At 68.7% G+C, this 20,463-nt stretch carries 12 protein-coding genes; 2 read left to right on the plus strand and 10 right to left on the minus strand.

From position 1 onward, the window contains the following. Positions 1-148 precede the first annotated feature (148 nt). From ABYF38_RS04950 to ABYF38_RS04995, 10 genes are all read right to left on the minus strand, one after another. Positions 149-1,903 (minus strand): cation:proton antiporter, encoded by a 1,755-nt coding sequence (locus ABYF38_RS04950; RefSeq protein WP_371151203.1) that lies wholly within the window; start codon positions 1,901-1,903, stop codon positions 149-151. A 167-nt stretch (positions 1,904-2,070) separates the two neighbouring features. Next, positions 2,071-2,622: a hypothetical protein gene (locus tag ABYF38_RS04955; RefSeq protein ID WP_371151205.1), complete on the minus strand. Its 552-nt coding sequence runs from the start codon at positions 2,620-2,622 to the stop codon at positions 2,071-2,073. Positions 2,623-2,663: 41 nt separating this feature from the next. After that, entirely contained in the window at positions 2,664-3,647 is a 984-nt protein-coding gene (locus ABYF38_RS04960; RefSeq protein ID WP_371151207.1) for a D-alanine--D-alanine ligase family protein, read from the minus strand. Positions 3,648-3,683: 36 nt separating this feature from the next. Then, a complete protein-coding gene (locus ABYF38_RS04965; protein WP_371151209.1) occupies positions 3,684-5,042 on the minus strand; it encodes a PLP-dependent aminotransferase family protein in 1,359 nt (452 codons plus the stop codon). A 99-nt stretch (positions 5,043-5,141) separates the two neighbouring features. Continuing rightward, positions 5,142-6,998 carry a D-glucuronyl C5-epimerase family protein gene (locus tag ABYF38_RS04970; RefSeq protein WP_371151211.1) on the minus strand — a complete coding sequence of 619 codons (1,857 nt, stop codon included), beginning with the start codon at positions 6,996-6,998 and terminating at the stop codon, positions 5,142-5,144. A gap of 1,112 nt (positions 6,999-8,110) precedes the next feature. Continuing rightward, on the minus strand, positions 8,111-8,440 hold the full coding sequence (gene trxA / locus ABYF38_RS04975) for a thioredoxin (RefSeq protein ID WP_371151213.1): 330 nt from the start codon (positions 8,438-8,440) through the stop codon (positions 8,111-8,113). Positions 8,441-8,443: 3 nt separating this feature from the next. Beyond that, complete coding sequence (gene trxB / locus ABYF38_RS04980; RefSeq protein WP_371152996.1) at positions 8,444-9,385, minus strand: thioredoxin-disulfide reductase; 942 nt, start codon at positions 9,383-9,385, stop codon at positions 8,444-8,446. A gap of 52 nt (positions 9,386-9,437) precedes the next feature. Continuing rightward, positions 9,438-13,034, minus strand: a complete 3,597-nt coding sequence (locus ABYF38_RS04985) for a lipid II flippase MurJ (RefSeq protein WP_371151215.1) — start codon at positions 13,032-13,034, stop codon at positions 9,438-9,440. Next, positions 13,031-15,763, minus strand: a complete 2,733-nt coding sequence (locus ABYF38_RS04990; RefSeq protein ID WP_371152997.1) for a DUF6049 family protein — start codon at positions 15,761-15,763, stop codon at positions 13,031-13,033. The genes ABYF38_RS04985 and ABYF38_RS04990 overlap by 4 nt, the downstream gene beginning before the upstream one ends. A gap of 2 nt (positions 15,764-15,765) precedes the next feature. Further along, on the minus strand, positions 15,766-16,275 hold the full coding sequence (locus ABYF38_RS04995; RefSeq protein ID WP_371151217.1) for an NUDIX hydrolase: 510 nt from the start codon (positions 16,273-16,275) through the stop codon (positions 15,766-15,768). Between the two features lie 61 nt (positions 16,276-16,336). Between ABYF38_RS04995 and ABYF38_RS05000 the strand changes: the two genes are divergently transcribed. Then, complete coding sequence (locus ABYF38_RS05000) at positions 16,337-17,908, plus strand: CCA tRNA nucleotidyltransferase (protein ID WP_371151219.1); 1,572 nt, start codon at positions 16,337-16,339, stop codon at positions 17,906-17,908. A gap of 411 nt (positions 17,909-18,319) precedes the next feature. Then, a complete protein-coding gene (locus tag ABYF38_RS05005; protein ID WP_371151221.1) occupies positions 18,320-20,443 on the plus strand; it encodes a sensor histidine kinase in 2,124 nt (707 codons plus the stop codon). Positions 20,444-20,463: the final 20 nt, after the last annotated feature.

Here is a 20,463-nt window from a genome sequence, read left to right on the forward strand (position 1 = left end):
CCAAACAGCCAGCCACAATAGCCACCGGCCCCAACGTTATGTCAGGTAAGGGTCGAGAGGGGGAGCGGTCCGGGCCGCCCGCGCGGGCGGGCCCCGCCGAGCAGCGAGGAAACGGCCCTAGAAGCGCCCAGAATCCCTCCGGGTGGGCCTAGTCATCAACCAGGCCCTCCATGCCCGCCCTGGCGGCTTCCAGGTGCATCTCGTGGCGCACCTGGTCGGCGTCGAGCAGGCCCAGCGTGTAGCTGAACAGGCCCGCGTCCAACTTGCCGGCGTCGCGCTGCTCGATGATGGCCAGGCGCTCGGCACGGATGCGCGCCAGGGCCCACTCGATGGCCTCCACCTTGAGCTCGTCGCGTTCCTCTGCGGCGGCCACCACGTCGATCCGGTGGCACAGGTCCGCAGCGCTCGGCGCGGGCGCCCCGGCACGCCACCGCTTGCCCAGCCACTCGCGCAGATGCTCGGGGGGTTCCACCTGCCGGCCGGCGGCGTGGACCAGGTAGCGCACCTCCTCGCGCTCCTCGTGGCTGGTCACCCGCGCGGAGGTGGGGCGCAGCAGACGCACCACGAGGTTGAGGCTGCCGCCCTGCACGATGAGCGAGAACGCCGCCACCGCGAAGGCCGCGAACAGCAGCAGGGCGCGGTCCTGTGTGCCCGTGGGCAGCGTCTGCGCGGCGGCCAGGGTGACGCCGCCGCGCATGCCGGCCCACCACATCATGGCGCCGTCGCGGGCGCCCAGGTGGGCGTCCTGGTAGTACTGGGCGTCCGAGACGCGCCTGGCCAGGCGGAAGCGGATGCGCTCGAGCCGCCGCTGGTCGATCTTGCGGGCGCCCGGGCCGGTGATCACGCCCTCCTCCATCGCGTCCAGCATGGCCGTGACCGTCTCCGCCCGGGAGGCGCGGGCCTGGCGGCGCACGGCGTTGCGGCGCATGGCACCGATCAGCGGGAAGACCACCAGCGCGCGCACGGTCAGCGCCACGGCGAGCGTGACGCCCGCCAACACCGCTGCGTTGCCCAGGCCCTGCCCGGCGCCCCACAGCTCGTGCAGCAACGTCGAGGCCTGCAAACCCATCACCAGGAAGACGGCGGACTCCAGGATCAGGCCGATCGTCTGCCACGTCTGCTTGGCGTTGAGCCGGTGGGCGGGCGGCACGCAGCGCGCCACCTCCTTGCTGGTCACCAGCCCGGCCACCACGGCGGCCACCAGGCCGGAGGCACGCAGCTGCTCGGCCGGGACCGCCGCCAGGAAGGGGACCGTCAGGGAGATCACCGTGGAGGTGGAGGGCTCCTTGGCCTGGGCACGCAGCCAGATCGTCACCCGGCCCACCACCCAGCCCACCAGGACCGCGCCGACCACGGCCCACAGGAAGTCCGCCCCGGCCTGCCAGATGGAGACGGCCCCGGCGGCCGCAGCCAGCGCGGAGCGCAGGATCACCAGCGCCGAGGCGTCGTTGATGAGCCCCTCGCCCTCCATGATGGTCACCAGGCGTTCGGCCACCCCCTGCTTGCGCACCACGATGGTGGCCACCGTGTCGGTGGGGCTCATGATGGCGCCCACCGCGATCCCGAGGGCGAGCGGCATGCCGGTCATGGCGCTGATGATCGCCCCCAGCAGCACGGCGGTGACCACCACCAGCAGCACAGACAGCACCGAGATCGCGCCCAGGTTGCGCCGAAAATCCTGCACGGGCATGGCCACGGCGGTGGAGAAGACGAGCGGTGGCAGGATCACGTGCAGCACCAGGTCCGGTTCCACGTGCAGCTCGGGCATGCCGGGCACGAAGCTCACCGCAGCCCCCGCCAGCAGCAGCACCACCGGCGCGACGATGCCCACCCTCTCCCCGAGCGGTTCGGAGAACGCGATCACGAGGAGGGCGGCAACGGTAACGACGATGGCGACTGTCATGGCCCAATTTTCCCAGGCGGGCACGGTTAGCTCCACCTCCGCGCCGCGCCGCCTCGCACCGGCCCGCAGCGGGCGTCCGGCCGGCACCTGGGGGTGGTGGGTGGCCGACGTCGTCCACCTGCCGCCCCCTCACGGCGGCCGCGCCCCACCGGGCGCCATACGAGGGATCAGCCGGCCAGCGGCGGATTGAAGGCCAGGGACTCGTTGGAGAAGGCGGCGTCCTCGGTGATCTCGCGGCCGCAGAAGGCCGGCGGCTGCACCCGCTCCACGCCGCTGGCCCGCTCGCACTCGGCGATCACCAGGGGATGGTTGGCGCCGTGGAAGACGTCGATCTCCCACAGGTCCTCCCCCTCCACCAGCGAGTAGCGGGTCTTCAGCACGAAGGCCGAGCCCTGGCGGGCCAGCTCCACGCCCACGCTGGCGGGCAGCTCCATCTCCCGCTCGAAGCGCACCCCGCCCACGCCCGGGCCCTTGACCGCCAGCCAGGCAGCGGTGCACGCCGGAGCGCAGGACTCCACCAGCTCGGCCAGGCTCGCGGGTCCCTCCAGCTGGGCCGGGGAGAGGACGGAGTCGGCCACCTCCAGGCGCATCCGCACCGAGAAACCGTCCCGGGCCGTCAGGTATACCTGCAGCAGCAGCGTGCCCCCGCGCAATTCCGGCAGGGCGCCGGCGGGCACCAGGAAGCGCCGCTCGAACTCGAAGAACTCCTCTAGCTCCACCGGATGCCTCCTAGGTGTATCGCCGGGCGGTGCGGGGAAAATCAGGCCGGCGGGGCGTCGTCCATGCCGGTGGGGGCCGGAGCGATCACCGAACCGCCCCGGGCGGCGGCGCGCTCCACCAGGAAGGCCACCATCTCGTCAAAGCCGCGCTCGGCCTGCGCCGCCAGCGGGAACAGGGAGGTGTCCGTCATGCCGGGCGAGGTGTTGCAGTCGATGAACTGGGCGCGGCCCTCGGCGTCGACGATCAGGTCGGTGCGAGAGTAGTCGCGCAAGCCCAAAGCCACGTGTGCGCCCACGGCCGCAGCCTCAGCGGAGCGCCGCTCCTCCTCGCTCAGCCGGGCCGGCACAAAGTACTCGGAGCGGCCGGCGTTGTAGCGGGCGTCGTAGTCGTAGGCGCCCTCCGTGACGATCTCCACCGGGGGCAGGGCGACGGGGCCCTCGTCCGTGCAGATCACGGAGACCGCCACCTCCTTGCCCGCCACGTAGCCCTCGATCATCGCCGTCTCCCCGTAAGAGAAGGCGTTGACCAGGCCGATGCGCAGCTCGTCCTGGTTCTTCGCCACCGTCACCCCCAGCGAGGAACCGCCCTGGGCCGGCTTGATCACCATCGGGAAGCTGAAACGCTCCATCAGGGCCGCCACCACGCCGCCGGCACCCAACTGCTGGAACAGCACGCGCGGCAGCGAGACCGCCGGCGGCGTTTGGATGCCGGCGCGGCGCACCAGCTCCTTCGCGCTCGGCTTGTAGATGGTCAGCATCGCCCCGGCCGCGCCCGTGCCCACGTAGGGCAGGCCCATCAGGTCCAGCACGGCCTGCAGCGAGCCGTCCTCGCCCACGCTGCCGTGCACCAGCGGCCACACCACGTCCGGTTGGCTTTGCTCCAGCTGCGCGATCAGCTCGGAGGTCACGTCCAGCACCGCCACGTCGTGACCCAAGTGCCGCAGGGATTCGGCCACCCGGCGCCCGGAGCGCAGGGAGACATCGCGTTCGTGAGTAAGACCGCCGCAGATGATCGTGACCTTCATTGCTCTCTCCTGTCTGCTTCGCCGGTGGGCTAACGCTTAAACCTGGTCCGGGGACGGGGCCTTGCCCTGCGGGGCCGTGGAGGCGTAGCGCTCCGCCGCGGCCCGGATCGAATTGACGTCGTCCGGGCCGTCCTCGCGCACGTTCGTGCCGAACAGACGCACCAGCTCGTATTCGGCCTTGATCACGCCGGAAAGGCGGCGCACGCCCTCGCGGATCGTGGCCTCGTTCGGGTAGCAGTAGGACAGGCGAATGTGGTCGCTGCCCTGCCCGTCGCTGTAGAACGCGGTACCGCTGACGTAGGCCACCAGGGAGGTGATGGCGCGCGGCAGCATGGCGCGCGCGTCCAGGCCCTCCGGCAGCTTGACCCAGGAGTAGAAGCCGCCGGCCGGGACCGTCCACTTCGCCTCCGGCAGGTACTCCTCCAGCGCCCCCAGCAGGGCGTCGCGGCGCGAGCGGTACATGTCGCGGTACTCCACGATCTGCCCAAACCAGTCGAAGTCACGCAGGTAGGCCGCGATCGTCATCTGCCCAAAGTTGCCCGGGCACAAGATGGCCGCCTCGGAGGCCAGGATCAGCTTGTCGCGCACCGCCGGGGGAGCGGCCGCCCAGCCCACCCGGAACCCGGGGGCGAACATCTTAGAAAACGAGCCCAGGTAGACCACGTCGTCCGGGGCCATTGACTTCATGGCCGTTTGCGTCTTGCCGTCAAAACCCAGCAGGCCGTAAGGGTTGTCCTCCAGGATGAGGATGCGGTGGCGCTGGCAGATCTCCACGATCTGCGGGCGGCGCTCCTCAGAGAGCGTCACGCCGGCCGGGTTGTGGTAATTCGGGATCGTGTAGAGGAACTTGATGCGCCGACCGGACTTCTTCACGTCCTTGATGGTTTCCTCTAGGGCGGCCGGGATCAGGCCCTCGTCGTCCATGGGGACGTGGACGACGTCGGCCTGGTAGGCGCGAAACACGCCCAGCGCGCCCACGTAGGACGGCGCCTCTGCCAGGATCACGTCGCCCGGATCGATGAAGATCTCGGTGACCAGGTCCAGGGCCTGCTGGCTACCGGTGGTGACCACGACGTCGTCCGGGTCCTCCCGGATCGCCTCGTGCTTCATCACCTCCACGATGCCCTCGCGCAGCAGCGGGTCGCCCTGGCCGGAGCCGTACTGCAGGGCGGTGGTACCGCGCTCGTAGGTCAGCTTGGCGATCGTGTCAGCCAGCGCCTCCATCGGCAGGCCGGCGATGTTGGGCATGCCACCGGCCAGGGAGACCACCTCGGGGCGGGAGGCGACGGCGAAGAGGGCTCGGATCTCGGAGGAGCGCAGGCCACCGGCCCGCTGCGCATAGGAATCGATCCAGGGGTCCAGTCGCGTTCCGCGCCCGGGGGTGCTGTTAGTCATCGCCAAGCCTTTCCGTACCCGCCGCGTCCGGCAAGGCGGTGCGGCGGTCCCGCCGGTAGCGGGCACCTGCCCAATGTTACGCCCAGGGCTGCCGGGGCCCTACTCTTCCCATGCGTCCTGCTTAAGCGTGTCCGCCAGCTCGGTGAAGCGGGTTTGGCCGGTCAGGCGGGTGAGGTCGCGCAGTTGATTGGAGACGATCTTGTGGTAGTCCATCGGCCTGAACTGTTGCGCCCAACAGAACAGCCCCGCACAGTAGGCAGAAGGATTGCCGGGCACCCGGAAATCGTTGAAGCCCGCCTCCACTGCGGTGATCGCCCCGTCGGCCAACAGGTTGACCTCCTCGTTGTGGGTGTGGAGCCAGTAGTAGCTCAGTCCGTCAACGGAGAAAAGGTGGCCGTTGATGACCTTGGTTTGGAAGGTGGAGCCGGGGTACTCCTCCAGCCACAGGTAGCCGTCGGGGTCGACCTGGGCGAACCAGTAGGGGTCTCCCGGGCGGGCGTAGTAGCCGGCCAGCACCTGATCGGCAGCTGCGCGCCACTTCCAGTCCCCGGTGACCTGCTCCAGGCGCACGAAAGCGGCCAGGGCGTATCCCTGCGCCATAGAGGAAAACCACGGGTTGGGCAACGTGTTCTCCGAGTGGTGCATGGCCTCGTAGTCGAACGAGTAGGGGAACCACAGTTCGTCCTCATGCACGATTGCCTTGGAGAGCATGAGCTCGCCGGTGGCGACGGCGCGGCGCACATACTCCTTCCTGCGCTCATCATCGAAGGTGGAGATGGAATTCTCGCAGTTGCCTAACACGAACCGAGCGTGCGCCAGGGGGTGGAAAATCGGCTTGCCGCCTTCCAGGCCCTCCACCTTGATTATCGGAGTGCCGTCCGGGTTGACTTCGTGCCCCAGGTCTTTCTCCCGGTGAGAGTAGGCGTAGTTGAACTCCGCCAGGAACCGCGCACCGCTCAGGTTGTAGCCAAGGGAGGTGTCAAAGTCTCCGCCCGTTGGGATGTGTCCGCTCTGTGTGTTGGACCGCCGCCAAACGACATCAGTGGAGTCCTGCGTCCACAGAATGTTCTCGTTCGGGCCGGCCATGGGAATGAGACTCTTGGTGCTTTCCCATCCGTCGCTCACGAACACCGGCTCGGAAAAACCTGCGCCTTCCCCGGGATACAGCATCAGCCGACCATCATCGGTGAGCGCGAGCAGATCAGCGGTGCCGTCGTGGTTCCAGTCGTCCTGGCCGTAGATTGCGCGCACACCTATGTCCAGGGTCCCCACTTCCTGCGCGGCAGCGAACTCGGTGTTTGGCTGGACCTGGCGGGCGAATACCCGCCCGTCGTCGCCTGCGAAGAGTACCCGCGCCGTCTTGCGGGGAGCCCCTTCCCCCTCTAGCGGGGCGGGGTCCGGGCCGACGGTGAAAAGCTTGGCTGTGCCCCATTCCCCCGCCAAGGGCGCGGGCTTTGTTGCCAATCCGCCGGCGCCGTCACCAGCGGCAAACAGCAACGAGCCGTTTTCTTGCAGCGCCAGCACGTCCGGGTGGTCATCTCCGGTCAGGTCAACGCCACCGGCCAAAATCCGGGTACCTTGCCAACCACCCTCCAACTCCCTGGCTGGCCACTGGAGCCGAGACTCGCCGACGGTCAAGTAGGCGACGAGCACCCCCTTAGGAGTTATTCGAAGAATGTCCTTAGACCCATTGGAGTCGAAGTCTCCACCCGGCGACATCGGGCCCGTCCACCCCTCGCCCATCTTGCGGTCGGGTCCCCAGCTGAATGAGTTTCTGGCGCTCCCGCTGGCATCGACGTGCGTCCGTGCGCGGAGCACCCACGACGTGGCGCCTGAAACGCAGTAGGTGTTCTTGTCCGTGCTCACTGCAGAAACAACCAGGCGGCGGCGTTCCTTTTCCGTCTGCAGCGGATGAAAACCGGCGTTCTTCGGGTGGCCGTTGACTAGCCACTGCACACCCCTGGCCGACGGCAAGGAGTAACCGTCAGACTCCAGACTCGGTGCCGGCGCAGTGACGTCTTCGCGGGCACCGAACCGAGCACACATGCCCTGGTCCGGCATCGACGGGGGCGGTGTTTGCGCAGAGGTGGTTTGGTCACTACATGCACTCAAGGTGAGTGCCACTGCTACTGCGGCCACGGCGGCGCGGGCAGAACTCCCAATCGCGCTCAATGCTCCTCCAAGGCGGGGTTGTGGGGATGCCAACTAGCATCGCGCGTGGCAACAACTGTTGGAATTTAGCCGATGTGGCGATCCTAGCGAGGCGCCGCAGGGCGGACAAGGACAACGAGCAGCCCCCAGATGGGGAGGCGACGGAGCGGGACGAGCCGCAAATAACCGGGCTCTTCCAAAGCCCCTGCGCATACGCCCGTTCCTCGGATCTCCCCCAATGACGGTGTTTGGTGGCCCCGGTTACCGTGCCGGTGCACGGGTGGGCTTTCGGTGCCGGGCGGGAGCCTGCTGCGAAGTTCGTGCGCGCGCAGTGCGTTCGGGGCCGGGGTGGGACCTGGACTCGGGATAGCGCCGGGGGCGGCGGTGCGCAAACGACTGTAGGGTTACTTGACCTTTTGAGCGTTTGGTGTAGCTCTTGAACCTTTAGTTCACCGATTGAGGGGTTACCCGATTGGGTAAGCCCTCAAGAGGTGAACCAACCCCACGAGGGGTGAACCAACCCTACGAGAGGTGAACCAACCCTACGAGAGGTGCACTATCCCCTCAATCGCTTGCGCAAGGACCCTTCGGCGGTAGCCCGCCACCTGTCAATGGGCATGGCCGGGACCGACTCGGGATAGCGCCGGGGGCGGCGTCGACTCCAATTGCCGCGAACCCGGGTGTGCCCGGGCGGTCCCCAAGCTCGCAAATGTTGCACCGGGGTACATACGACCGCTTGGTGCCATGGCACCGGTCGGTCGGATGTACCCCGACCGCACGCTTGTACGCTCGGGGGCACCCGCCGCCACCCCGCCGCCACCGCCTGCCGCCTTTAGGGCGTGTCACGTGCGCCCCTCCCGGCGGCTTGTTTTGGACGCGGGCGCGGCTACCTGTCCGCGCACCTGGCCTGCAAGTCTCTACGCGCCCACGCGCTCCAGCGCCTTGACCAGCTCCGGCTTCGGGCGCGCCCCCACCAGCGTGGAGACCAGCTCGCCCTCCCAGAACACCCCAAAGGTGGGGATAGAACGGATGCCGTACTTGCTGGCAGTGCGCGCGGCGTCGTCCACGTTCACCTTCACCACGCGGGCGCGGCCCTCAAACTGGCCGGCCAGCTCGTCCACGATCGGGCCCATCTGGCGGCACGGCGCGCACCACTTAGCCCAGAAGTCCACCAGCACCGGCACCGGGGAGTCCAGCACCACCTTCTTGAAGGTGGCGTCGTCCACGTGAATAGCTCCGCTCGCCACCGCTCAGCCCTCCAACGCGGCCAGGTAACGCTCGGCATCCAGGGCGGCGCGGCAGCCCGTACCGGCCGCAGTGATCGCCTGACGGTAGAAGTGGTCCACCACGTCACCGCACGCGAACACGCCCGCCAGGTTGGTGCGGGTGGAGGGATCGGCCACCTTGATGTAGCCCTCGCCGTCCAGCTCCACCTGGCCGGCCACCAGCTCCACGCGCGGGTCATGGCCGATCGCCACGAACATCGCGCCGGCCGCCAGCTCGCGCTGCTCGCCGGTGCGAACGTCGTTCAACACCAGGCCGGTCATGGAGCCGCCGGCCTCGCCGCGCACCTCCGCCACCGTGGAGTGCCACGCGAATTCGATCTTCTCGTTCGCCAGGGCACGCTCCTGCATGATCTTGGAACCACGCAGCTCGCCGCGGCGGTGCACCAGCGTCACCTTGGAGGCGAAACGGGTGAGGAACATGGCCTCCTCCAGGGCGGAGTCACCGCCACCCACCACCACGATGTGCTGGTCGCGGAAGAAGAAGCCATCGCAGGTGGCGCAGTAGCTCACGCCGCGACCGGAGAACTCCTCCTCACCGGGCACGCCTAGCTTGCGGTGGGCAGAGCCGGTGGCCAGGATGACCGCGCGCGCCTGCAGGCTCTCGCCGCCCTCGCTCACCACGGTCTTCACCGCGCCATCCAGCTGCACCCCGGTGACGTCCTCGTAGCGGATGTCCGCCCCGAACTTCTCCGCCTGCTCCCGCATGGCCTCCATCAGGTCCGGGCCGTCGATGCCGGCCGGGAAGCCCGGGTAGTTCTCCACCTCGGTGGTGTTCATCAGGGCACCACCGGCGGCCAGGGAGCCGGCGAAAACGATCGGCTTCAGGCCGGCGCGGGCCGTGTAAATGGCGGCGGTGTAGCCGGCCGGGCCGGAGCCCACGATGACAACGTCGTGCACAGTCACAATTTCTTCCTTTCCTCGCCCCTACTAACGCAGGAGCGCTCCAGCCTGTTCCCGCCTAGCGGATCACGATTTCGCTGATCTCGGCGCGCAGCTTGCCGTCCGCCAACGACGTGGGCAGCTCGCTGATCCAGATCACCACCGACGACGCCTCCGTGGGCTCGAACGTGAAGTCCATCTTCTGCTTCATCGGCCCCTGCGCCAGCTGCTTGGCATCCGCCGGGGTCTGGCCGCCCACCAGCACCTGCACCAGGCCGCCCTCGCTATTGCACGTAGCGGAAACGGCGGAGATCTTGCGCGGCTCGGCCAGCTTCAGCTCGATACCAAAGCCCTGCTTCAGGCCACCGAACTGGGAGGTTTGGTAGAAGCGCGAATACCATTCGCTCTTCTCGTCGCCGTCGAACAGGTTGGCCACCAGCTCGGGGTGCTCGTCCCCGTCCCCGCCCGGGTCCACGATCGCCGCAGAAACCACCTGGGCCGGACCGGCCGGTGCCGGCGCGGCGCTCGCCTCAGACTGCCCGGGGGAGGCCGTTGCCACGGTGGCCGGGTTCTGGAACAGCCCGGAGGGGTCGCCCTGGATCAGCGTGGGCGGGGCCGTGATCGACTTATACGCCCACACCGTCGCCGCCACCACGAAGACCAAGAAGACGGCCAGCACCACCGGGGTCGGGTTCACGCGCCGCAGGAAGAAGGACTTGCTGCCCGCAGTCGGTGCCTGCGCGCGCTGCACCTGCGCGTGCGCCACCACCGGAGCAAAGCCGAAGCCCGCCGCAGCGCCGCCGGACCCATCGCTGGGGGCGGGCGGGGCCGGCGGAGGCGGCGCGAGCACCCCCGCGCCACCCCCCGCGCCACCAGATTCGACGCCGAGCGCGCCAAGGTCTTCCTCACCGGCGCCGGCCTTCGCACCAAGCTGGGCGCCGCCCTCGCCGCCGGCCAAAGCGCCCGCATCGGCGTCGCCTGCGGTCTCCACGGGAACAAGCTGCGCCGTTCCTACCAGCGCGGCCGCAGCACCGGCCGTGGCCGCCTGCGCGGCTGCGTCACCGCCCGCGCCGCCCGGGCCCTCGGCGCCCCCCAGGTCCTCGGGGGCCGCCTGCGCCGGCGGTGCGCTCTCGCCAAACCACTCCAGCAGCGCCGCGAAGGAGCGCGGGCCGGCGCCGTTGACCAGGGCGGTAACCACCTCGTCCAGGTCGGCGGGCACGTCGTCCACCAGCGTGCTCGGCGCGGTGTAGAGGCCACCTGCGCGCGGCGCACGCACAAATCCCTGCCCGGTGCCCGGCCAACGCCTGGTCAGGCACAGGTAGGCCACCTCGGCCAGGGCGCGCACGTCGGCTGCCTGCCTGGCGGCGGCGTCGTCGAACTCCACGCCCGTCGCGGCGGCGCGCACCTCCATCCCGCCGATCCGCAACTCGCCCTCAGAAACGTAGATATCGCGCGGAGAGAGGGTGCCGTGGCCGACGCCCACCTCGGCCGCCTGGTGCATCGCGCCCGCCGCCTTGATCACCAGTTCGCGCACCTCCTGCGGCGCCAACGTCTGCGTGGCGAGCGTGCGGGCCAGGGACGGAGACAGGGCCGGTTCGGTGACCAGGAAGCCCTCGGCGGCGTCCGCCTCGTAGACGCGCAGGAACGACGGGCCGGTCAGCGCGGTGGCGCGCGTTGCTGCCGCCACGATCGCGTCTGTGCGTGCGGCGCCCGGGGAGAGCATGAACAGGTAGACCGGGATGCCGGTGACCGTGTCCTTGGCCTCCCAGCGCACCGTGCCCGGCAGGGTGACCGGCATGGTGCGCACCAGCTCGTAGCGGTCGTCCACCTGGTGGCCGGCGCGCGGCACCAAGGACAGGTCCGCCATCACGATGCCGCTGGTCGCCTCCGCCACCAGGGTCTCCGGGCCAGGCGTGAACGGCACCGGGGCGGAGGAGGCCAGCTGGCCGCGCCACTTGGACGCGGCCGCGCTTACCACGGCCCCCGCCTTGCCCGGCAGCAGCGCGCCCACGCGGCCCAGGATCGCCAGGGCAGGGGAGAGCAGCTTGGAGATCTCCGGCACCCGCCACCACAGCAAGATCGCCACGTACACGGCCGTCATCACCACGGCCACCACGCCCAGGCGCCACAGCGCGCCCAAAAGCTGGCCGGCGGTGGCGCCCACCAGGCCGGAGAGCCAGGCGCCCGAGTTGGCCACGCCGATCAGCTTCAGCACGCCGTAGCCCACCAGGGCCGCGGGCGCCACGGCCACCAGGAGCTTGCCGTGGAAGATCGCGTGGGAGAGCAGGTTCAGCTGCGGCAGGCGGGTGCGGCGCAGCACCTCCAGGCCCACCACGGTGCCCAGGTACATCGCCACCACGTCACCCAGGGAGCCGCCCACCACCCACCACTTCGGGGAGAGCAGGAAGTAGGCGCCGTACGCGCCCACCAGGGTCATGACCGCCATCGGGATCTGGATGAGGAACATGGTGCGCGTGTCCTCGTAGGCGAAGAGCACGCGCTGGGCCATGGTCCACCCGCCCTGCCCCACGATCCCGAGCGACAGGAAGGCCAGCACCATGGCCACCCCGCTGGCCTCCGCCACGCTCAATGTGGGGGCGATGGCCTGCACCAGCGGCAGGGCCAGCACCACCAGGCCGGCGGAGCACAGCACCGTGAACACGCCCACCGTGCGCAGGCCCAACTCCAGGTCCTTGTTGACGGCGGCGGAGTCGTCAGCCGCCGCGTGGTCGCTCATCCGCGTGAACATCGCCGTCACGATCGAGGTGGTGATCAGCGACTGCGGCAGGATCGAGAGCATGAAGGCCACCGTGTAGGCGGCCGTAGAGGGGTAGAACATCCCGTCGGCCACGGCGGCGGCGTTAGCGGAGGAGGCCACGCGGGAGAAGCCGATGTAGCCCACCTGGCCCACCAGCAGGGCCGCGAACGCCCACATCGCCACCCGGGAGGCCCGGCCCAGCCCGGCGGTGCCCCACTGGATCTTCCAAGTGAACCCCACCTGCCGCAGCGGCGGGATCAGCACCAGCGCCTGCACGATCACGCCCAGCGTGGCCGAGCCGGCCAGCACCAGGATCGGCCCGGTGCCCCACGCGGTCGGGTCCCCAACGGAGTCCATGCGCCCGAAGGCGAACAGGAAGGCCAGCAGGCCGGCGATGCCGACCACGTTGTTGATGGCCGGGGCCCACATGGGCCACCCGAAGGAGTTCTTGGCGTTGAGCACCTGGGAGAGCAGGGCGAACACGCCGTAGAAGAACACCTGGGGCAGGCACCAGTAGGCGAAGACCACCGCCAGGTTGAACCAGCCGGCGTCCAGGCCGCCGGCGAACAGGCGCACCAGCAGCGGGGCGAAGGCCGTGGAGAGCACGGTCAGGCCCAGGATCATCGCACCGGTGACGGTTAGGAGCCGGTTGACGTACTCCTCACCGCCGGTCTTGGAGCGCAGCGCCCGGATGATCTGCGGCACCAGGATGGCGTTGAGCACGCCGCCGGCCAGCAGGTTGAACACGGTGTTCGGCAGCGTGTTGGCCACCGTGAACGCGTCGTTGGCGCCGGCGACGCCGATCACCGCCACCAGCAGCGCGTTGCGGATGAAGCCGAGCACGCGCGACACGAGGGTGCCGGAGAACATGATCGTTGAGCTGCGCGCCAGGGAAGTCGAGCGCTCTGGCTGACTCATCCGTCCTGCCTTTCGTCGGTGTCCAGCAGCTTCGCCCATTCGGGCTGGGGCGGCCGCGTTGTGGTCCGGGGCGGGATCCAGCCGTTGGCCGGCTCCCCGGGCGCGTTTTCCTCACCTGGTCCGGTGTGGCGTCGCTTTACGTAGTTTCGCACCAGCGCGAGGGCGAACAGGAGCAGACCGATCGCGGAGACCGTGCCAAACCCCAATTTCTCCCAGTCCGCGCGCACCCGCACCTGCAGCATGATGGGGCTGCCCACCACGGTGCCGTCGTACCCGTAGAGCTCCGCCAGCACGTCCACGTCCGCGTTGCCCACGGCCTTGACCGGCACGTGCACTACCTGGTGGCGCTTGGGTTCCAGGGAGACCGTGACCTCCTCGAACCGCAGGTGCGCCGAGTGGGGGGTGAGCAGCAGCCCCACCCGCACGGGCACGGGCAGCGGATTGTGCATCGACAGGGGCACCTGGGCCGAGGAGTCGATCAGGTTGATGGTGGAGGGAGAGTTGATTCCCACCGCCTGGTTCACGGTGTCCAGGCGCTGGTGGAAGTCGGCGAACACCCCCGCCGCGGCCGGGTCCGTGGGGTGGGCCCACGCGCTCGAGCTGAGCTGGGCCGCCGCCCCCTCCACGGCCCAGTACGCGGACTGGGCGTTGGAGCGTTGCAGTAGCGCGTCGAGCGACTCCACCCCGGTGCGCACCTGCATCAGCCGGGCGACGTGGGCGGAGTCCGGCGGGGCCAGTTCCACCTGGGCGGCCGGCCCGGCGGAGTTGGCCTGCGCGTTGCCGGCGGCGTCCCCCGCTCCGGACCCCTCCTGCGGTAACGCGCTCTCCTGCGGTAACGCGCTCTCCTGCCGGGATGCGCTCTCCTGCGGGGATGCGCCTTCTGCGTCTGCCGCTGCGGCCTGCTCTGCGGGGACGCCCAGGACGCGGCTGAGCGGGACGGGGGTTGCCCACGGGCTGGCCTCCAGGGCCGCGGAGACGGCCGCCAGGTCCGCCGCGCTGACCGCGTTGCCGCGCTCGATAGCGGCCAGGAACACCGGCTCCCCGCTGGCGGCGCCGGCCAGCAGCGCGGTCTGGGAGATCAGCAGCTGCCGACGCTCCAGCGCGGTGAGCGCCTTGCCCTGCAGGTCCTTGCCGGCCGCAGCCAGGGAGAGGGGCCGGTCCGGTCGCACGCCGGCCACCTGGTAGGCGCCGCGCGCTCCGGCCAGCTGCAGCTCGGTGGCCGGCGGGGCGTCGTCCGCCTGCAAGGTGGGGGCGACGGGCGCGATGACTGCGGAGAATTGGCCGCCTTCTACGGGGGAGTAGAGGGAGAGGCTGTCCCAGGAGGCCGAGTCTGCCCACGCGACCTTGCTGAGGGTGGGCACGCCCGGCAGGGCCTGCGGTAGCCAGTCGACCTCCGTCGGGTACTCCCGCCCGCCCGGCACATCCCAGGGCGTGAGCCACATGATCTCATCATCCGAGCGTAGGGCGTGGGCGAGCGGTAGCGCTGCCCACTTGTCGTTGGCCGCCACGCTCGGTTGGGGGGTAGGACTGGTCGACGCCGCCGCCCCACCTGTCTCACCCGGGGTGGCCGACGCTGCCGCCCCCGCCGCCTCGCTTTGCGGCGCACTAGGCGCAGCGGCCGCCGCGCCGGGCTCCGTGCCCGCAGTCGTGGCTGCCGGTGCGGCGGAAGCCGAAGCCAAGCCGGGCGCGCTTGGCGCAGCGCTCGGCCCGGTCGGGGCGGGGCCGGTGTCAGCAAGAGTGGCGGACGGCAAGGGGGTGGGGGAGGAGGCCAGCTTGAACGGCGTGGAGGCGCGGCGCGCGGAGGGATCTAGCGCGCTGATCGGGCTCAGGTCGGCCCGCAGGAACTGGCTGGTCTCCAGGTCAGGCTGCAGCAGCATCGGGTCCACCGCCAGCGTGATCCCGGGCAGCGCGCCGGCCTGGGCCAGGTCAGCCGCCCGCTGCTGCGCGACGCGGGCCACCGGGGCGCCGTGGCGCAGGGCCGCCGCGAGCTCGGCATCGGTGGCCGCCAGCGGGGCCACCACCCCCACCTCCACGGGCCGTGCCCGCTGCCCAGAATCGCCCACCAGGAAGGTACGCGCCCATCCCTCCGGGCCGTCCTCGCCGCTATCCGTGGGCCACCGGTACTCCAGCGCCGCCGCCGGCTCGGGCGCGGACTGCAGCGCATAGGCGGCCACCGTCAGGCCGCGCGGCCCGCCATCCTCCCCCCAGTCCGGCAGCTGCGCGGCCGGGATAGAAAGAGAAAACTCAGTGGCGGTGCCCGGCGCCAGCTCTACCGCCAACGGCAGCACCCCCACCAGCTGATCCACGCCGCCGTCCACCTCACCGGTGGAGAGGAACTGGTACAGACCCGCCCGTGTGAGCGAGGACGAGGAATGCAGCTGCAACTCCAGCTCCACCCCCTGCACGGTCTGCGCCAGCTGGTTCGTCACCCGCCCGCTCAGGGACACCGTGGCCCCGGCCTGGATCACCGCCGGTTCCAGGGAAGTCAGCTCCACCCGCAGGCCCGGCGAGTCATGCGGGGCGGCGGGGGCGGCTGGGGCGGCGGCGGCAAGAAGGGCTCCACCGGTCCGGGCGGCGGGGGCGCCAGCGTCGGCCACCCCAAAAGGCGCGGACAGGGGGGCGGAAGAAAGCGCGGCGGGGCCGGAAAAGGCGGCGGCAGGCAGGGCGGCCGGCACCAGCAAGAGGGCACCCAGCGCCGCCACGCCAGCCAGTACAGCGCGGCGCGCCATCCTCACGCCGGCTCCGTCAGTAGGCGCAGGGCCAGGGCCACCACGCGACGCTCGTTGGGGTAAGACAGGCGCTCGGCGACCTGGTGGGCAGGCACCCACGCCACGTCCTCGGCCTCCTTGTCCGGGTCGTTCTCCACCGTCAGCTCCCCGCCGGTGGCCTCCAGCAGGTAGTGGTGCACCACCTTGTGGACGCGGCGGTCGTAGCCCGCAAACCAGTACTCGATGGTGTCCAGGTGAGCCAGCACCCGGCCCGAAATGCCGGTCTCCTCGCTGATCTCACGCACTGCGGCCTGCGGGGCGGTCTCGGTGCCCTCCAGGTGCCCCTTAGGCAGGCACCACTCCAGGCGCCCGGCCCGGTTGCGGCGTGCGATTACCGCCACAAACGCCTTGCCGTCCACCACGTCCACCACGATCCCGCCGGCACTCACCTCGTCAACCACGGGAAGTTGCCGTTCCAAGGGAGAGCGCATACCCCGCAGGGGGGCGCGCGGCTTGGGCACGGGAATGGACATGGGCACCACTTTAGGCGAGCGCGGCTATTAGTTCCCGTCCGGTCGTGGCACGCTTGTAGCGATGGACACGCAAATCACCCCGGAACAGCCCGCTCTTCCCACCGTTTTGCCCGAGCTCGGCAGCCTGGACGAGCTGCGCGCTCGCGGCGCCCACGTGGGGGCCAACCTGCCGCGCAGCCTGATGGAGCTGGCCGACGCCTTTGTGCGCGCCGGCCACGAGATCGCGCTGGTGGGCGGGCCGGTGCGCGACGCGTTCCTGGGCATCGCCCCGCACGACCTGGACCTGACCACCTCCGCCCGCCCCGAGCAGACTGAGGAGATCCTGGCCGCCTGGGGCAACACCACCTGGGACATGGGGCGCGACTTCGGCACCATCGGGGCAAGGCGCGGCAGCGTGGTGGTGGAGGTGACCACCTACCGCACCGAGGCCTATGAGCCCGGCAGTCGCAAGCCCGTGGTCGAGTACGGCGACACCCTGGAGGGCGACCTGACCCGCCGCGACTTCACCGTCAACGCGATGGCGCTGCGCCTGCCCAGCCTGGAGCTGGTGGACCCCCACGGCGGACTGAACGACCTGGCCGACGGGCTGTTGCGCACCCCCGTGGGCGCCGCGCAGTCCTTCGACGACGACCCGCTGCGCATCATGCGTGCTGCACGCTTCACCGCCCAGCTGGGACTGGACGTGGACCCCGACGTCATGAGCGCCATGACGGCGATGGCCACCCGCCTGGAGATCGTCTCCGCCGAGCGCGTGCGCGGCGAACTGGAACGCCTCATCCTCTCCCCGGCCCCCAGGCGCGGCCTGGAGCTGATGGTGCACACCGGCGTCGCCGACGTGGTGCTGCCCGAGCTGTCCGGCCTGCAGGAGACCGTGGACGAGCACGGCCGCCACAAGGACGTCTACGAGCACACCCTGACCGTGTTGGACCAGGCCATCGCGCTGGAGACGGACGCGGACGGCCCCGTGCCGCGCCCCGACTTCCGCCTGCGCTTCGCCGCCCTGATGCACGACGTCGGCAAGCCCGCCACCCGGCGCTTCGAGGGCCGCCAGGTCACCTTCCACAACCACGACATCGTGGGCGCGAAGATGACCGGGGCCCGCATGAAGGCCCTGCGCTTCGACAAGAAGACCACCAAGGACGTGGTCAAGCTGGTGGCCCTGCACCTGCGCTTCCACGGCTACGGCGAGGCCGCATGGACCGACAGTGCGGTCAGGCGCTACGTCACCGACGCCGGGGAGATGCTGGAGCGGCTCCACCGGCTCACCCGAGCGGACGTCACCACCCGCAACCGCCGCAAGGTCCTCATTCTGCACGCTGCATACGACGACCTAGAGCAACGCATCGCTGCCCTGGCCCAGGCCGAGGAGATGGCCTCGTTGCGGCCAGACCTGGATGGCGCAGAAATCGGAGAAATACTCGGTATCTCCCCTGGAATCATGGTGGGACACGCCCGCCACTTCCTCATGGAATTGCGCTTGGAGCGGGGACTCCTAGGCCGGGAGGCCGCCCAGCAGGAGCTGCTGGCCTGGTGGGAGGCCGAGGGCAAGGCGATCAGCGAGCTGGACCCGCGCGAGCAGCGCGACCTGCTGGTGGCAAAGCGCAGGGAGTCCGACGTTCCGCACACCACCTAGTGCGGGGCGCGCCCAAAGCCACCGGTTGCATCGGCCTCCCCTGCTGGAGAGCGTGAGCGTAACTGGTCGCTGTGGGTGCGTGTGCTTTCCTTCTCGGCATCTGAATACAGGAAGTCAGACAGGCCGCACCGGATAGCTGACTAATCGCTCGACGCACAATTGGGTAATACTCAATCCAGTTGGCAGAGAATTCCGGGGGCGTGATGGCTTTACGGATGGCACGTGATGAATAGGACCTACAAAGTCGGCGGGTCCTCGCATGCCGACTTCGTTCGACGCACCTACGCCTTGACAGGAGGCGTCACCGGGCTTCTGTGCGTGACAATGCTGCCCACGGCCCGAGCGGCAGCCTGGAAACTGCCAACAGCCAGCGTTGCCCAGTTACTGTTGGGCGTTACCCTACTCTTGCCTGTGCTGATCGCCGTTCTGGCGTTAGCTGGAACCCTGGTCGCGGGCTGGCGCAACGCGGACTTACCGACCTCGTTCGCGTGGATCATTTATTTTGTGGGCTGGCTCTACCTGGCTGTCTACTGGGCGGTTGCCATAATTCTGAGTTTCAACGCGTTGCATAGCAGCAAATCCGATCTAGCCCAGTTAGCGAACGTATTCGTCATGGTTAGCCCTGTGGTGCCACTGATGGCTGTCGCGTTCATGCCCTTAAGGTGGGGTAAGTGGGCCGTTTTGCTGGCCTCACCAGGCCTTTTCTTTGCGGGTTGGTTAGAAGCTGGACCTCTTTCTGACTTGGCGTGGCAACGCACTACCTACTACGTCCTTTTCCTACTGGTATTGATCTACGCGTTGAGCTGGGTGCTTGACCGTGCCGAACAGCTGGACGAGGCTGAACTGGTGCAGGCGAAAAACGCCGCCGCACTGGTGACGGAACGGGCAGCAACGTTGGGGCGCCGGCGGGCAGAGGACTTCGTGCATGACGAGATACTCTCTGCGCTGATCCTGGTCAGTAGAGGGCAGCTCTCCACCGAGCGAGCCGCAGATATCGCCAGACAGGTGCTTACGAAACTGGAGGGTAGCGAACGCGAGCGTTTGCCTGGCAGCGCTAGCGAGCTCTTAGATTGGGTGCGTGCAGAGTCGGAGCAGTGGTTGGGGCGAGTGTCCGTTGACGGGCAGGTAGAAGTAGATCGTTTTCTCCCAGTAGGGGTGGCGCAGGCGCTGATGGCGGCGGTGCGGGAGGCGGTGCGCAATTCGATAGAGCACGCCGAAACCTCTACCCGGAAAGTGCGTCGAGAAGTGCGAGTCAACAGCGCGGTCGACACGCTTCGCATAGAGGTATGGGATGACGGCGTTGGCTTTGACCCCGGTCTGGCGCGTGATCGTCACGGCCTGAAGAACTCGATCATGCGCCGGGCGCAGGATAGCGGAGTGCGGGTCTCCCTTGTCTCCAGGCCTGGTGTTGGCACATTGGTCAGCTTCGAACTCAGTTCGGCGGTCAACAATGTAGTCACACCACTACACCATGCAGTGGACGCCGTCCCCCGCAGTGTGCTCACCCTTCTCTCGTTTTCTTACAGCATGATCGCGGCCATGTTTCACTGGGACGACTACACCTTGCCCGGTGTGGCTGTAGCTACTGTCGTGGCGTTGACGATTGCTACCTGGCTGGCTACCGCCAAGGGGGAAAACGGCGCCTCCAACGAGGGAAAAGCATGGGTGGTAGCTGCCTTGGCGTTTGGAGCAAACCTTGTGCAGCTCCCCTGTGTAACGGCAGGCACCCTGGTTTCATGGCAATCGTGGGCAACCGGAATTGGGACTCTCCTCATGTGCGTGCTAGCCCTTAGAAGGAGTTCGATTCCGGCCTGGGTGGGTATGGCAGGAATCTGTGTTGCGGCGGCGCTGGCGGCAGCTGTGTTTGTGGGCGGTCTATCCGACCTGTTCGTGTTCTTGGTCGGGCACGTGTTCCTGCTTTTTCTGTGGCAACTTTTGGCGGCTTGGTCAGAACGCTCCGCGCATCGAATTGCTGAACAGAATCTGCTACGCCGCGAGTTGGAGTACTGGATGAGCGTGGAAGAAAAGGTGCAAGAACTACTCAGGGTAACGCGGGAACAACTCGAAAGCAGGGTACGGCCACTTATGGATCAGGTCATCGGTGGTCATGCTCATGATCCAGATGTGCAACTGGAGTCACTACTCATCGAGGCGGAGTTGCGTGACGAACTGCGCGCGCCGTGTTTCACTGGAAGTGGCGTGCCTGCGCGCGCGCGGGAATTACGCGCTCGCGGGCTAGAAGTTGTGCTCTTGGACGACTCAGACGGTCGCCTACCCCCTTGGCAGCACACCGTAATGGTGGAAGCAGTCAATGCTGCCCTTCACCTTGCCTCAAACTCAGGGGATGATGGGCAAGTGGTGGTGCGAGTTTTACCGGTCAGCCGGCCTACGCTGGTGGTCGTGTCTCAAGGCGGCACCCAAATCGTGTCGATACCGCGCCCCCTTACTCCGATGCCAGAGGCTGTAGAGGCGAGACAAAGAACTGCGACCTCGAAAGAGGCCCTATCCCAAGGACGAGAATGGCCCTTGCGTTAACAGCGTTGGTAACCGAAGAT

This window comes from Buchananella sp. 14KM1171 (assembly GCF_041380365.1).
Lineage (GTDB): Bacteria > Actinomycetota > Actinomycetes > Actinomycetales > Actinomycetaceae > Buchananella > Buchananella felis.

Excerpts from the sequence above, each read along its gene's own strand:
- ABYF38_RS04995 (WP_371151217.1), bottom strand. The coding sequence starts at position 16,275 with ATGTCCATTCCCGTGCCCAAGCCGCGCGCCCCCCTGCGGGGTATGCGC.
- ABYF38_RS04965 (WP_371151209.1), bottom strand. The coding sequence starts at position 5,042 with ATGACTAACAGCACCCCCGGGCGCGGAACGCGACTGGACCCCTGGATC.
- ABYF38_RS04985 (WP_371151215.1), bottom strand. The coding sequence starts at position 13,034 with ATGAGTCAGCCAGAGCGCTCGACTTCCCTGGCGCGCAGCTCAACGATC.
- ABYF38_RS05000 (WP_371151219.1), top strand. The coding sequence starts at position 16,337 with ATGGACACGCAAATCACCCCGGAACAGCCCGCTCTTCCCACCGTTTTG.
- ABYF38_RS04960 (WP_371151207.1), bottom strand. The coding sequence starts at position 3,647 with ATGAAGGTCACGATCATCTGCGGCGGTCTTACTCACGAACGCGATGTC.
- ABYF38_RS04950 (WP_371151203.1), bottom strand. The coding sequence starts at position 1,903 with ATGACAGTCGCCATCGTCGTTACCGTTGCCGCCCTCCTCGTGATCGCG.
- ABYF38_RS04990 (WP_371152997.1), bottom strand. The coding sequence starts at position 15,763 with ATGGCGCGCCGCGCTGTACTGGCTGGCGTGGCGGCGCTGGGTGCCCTC.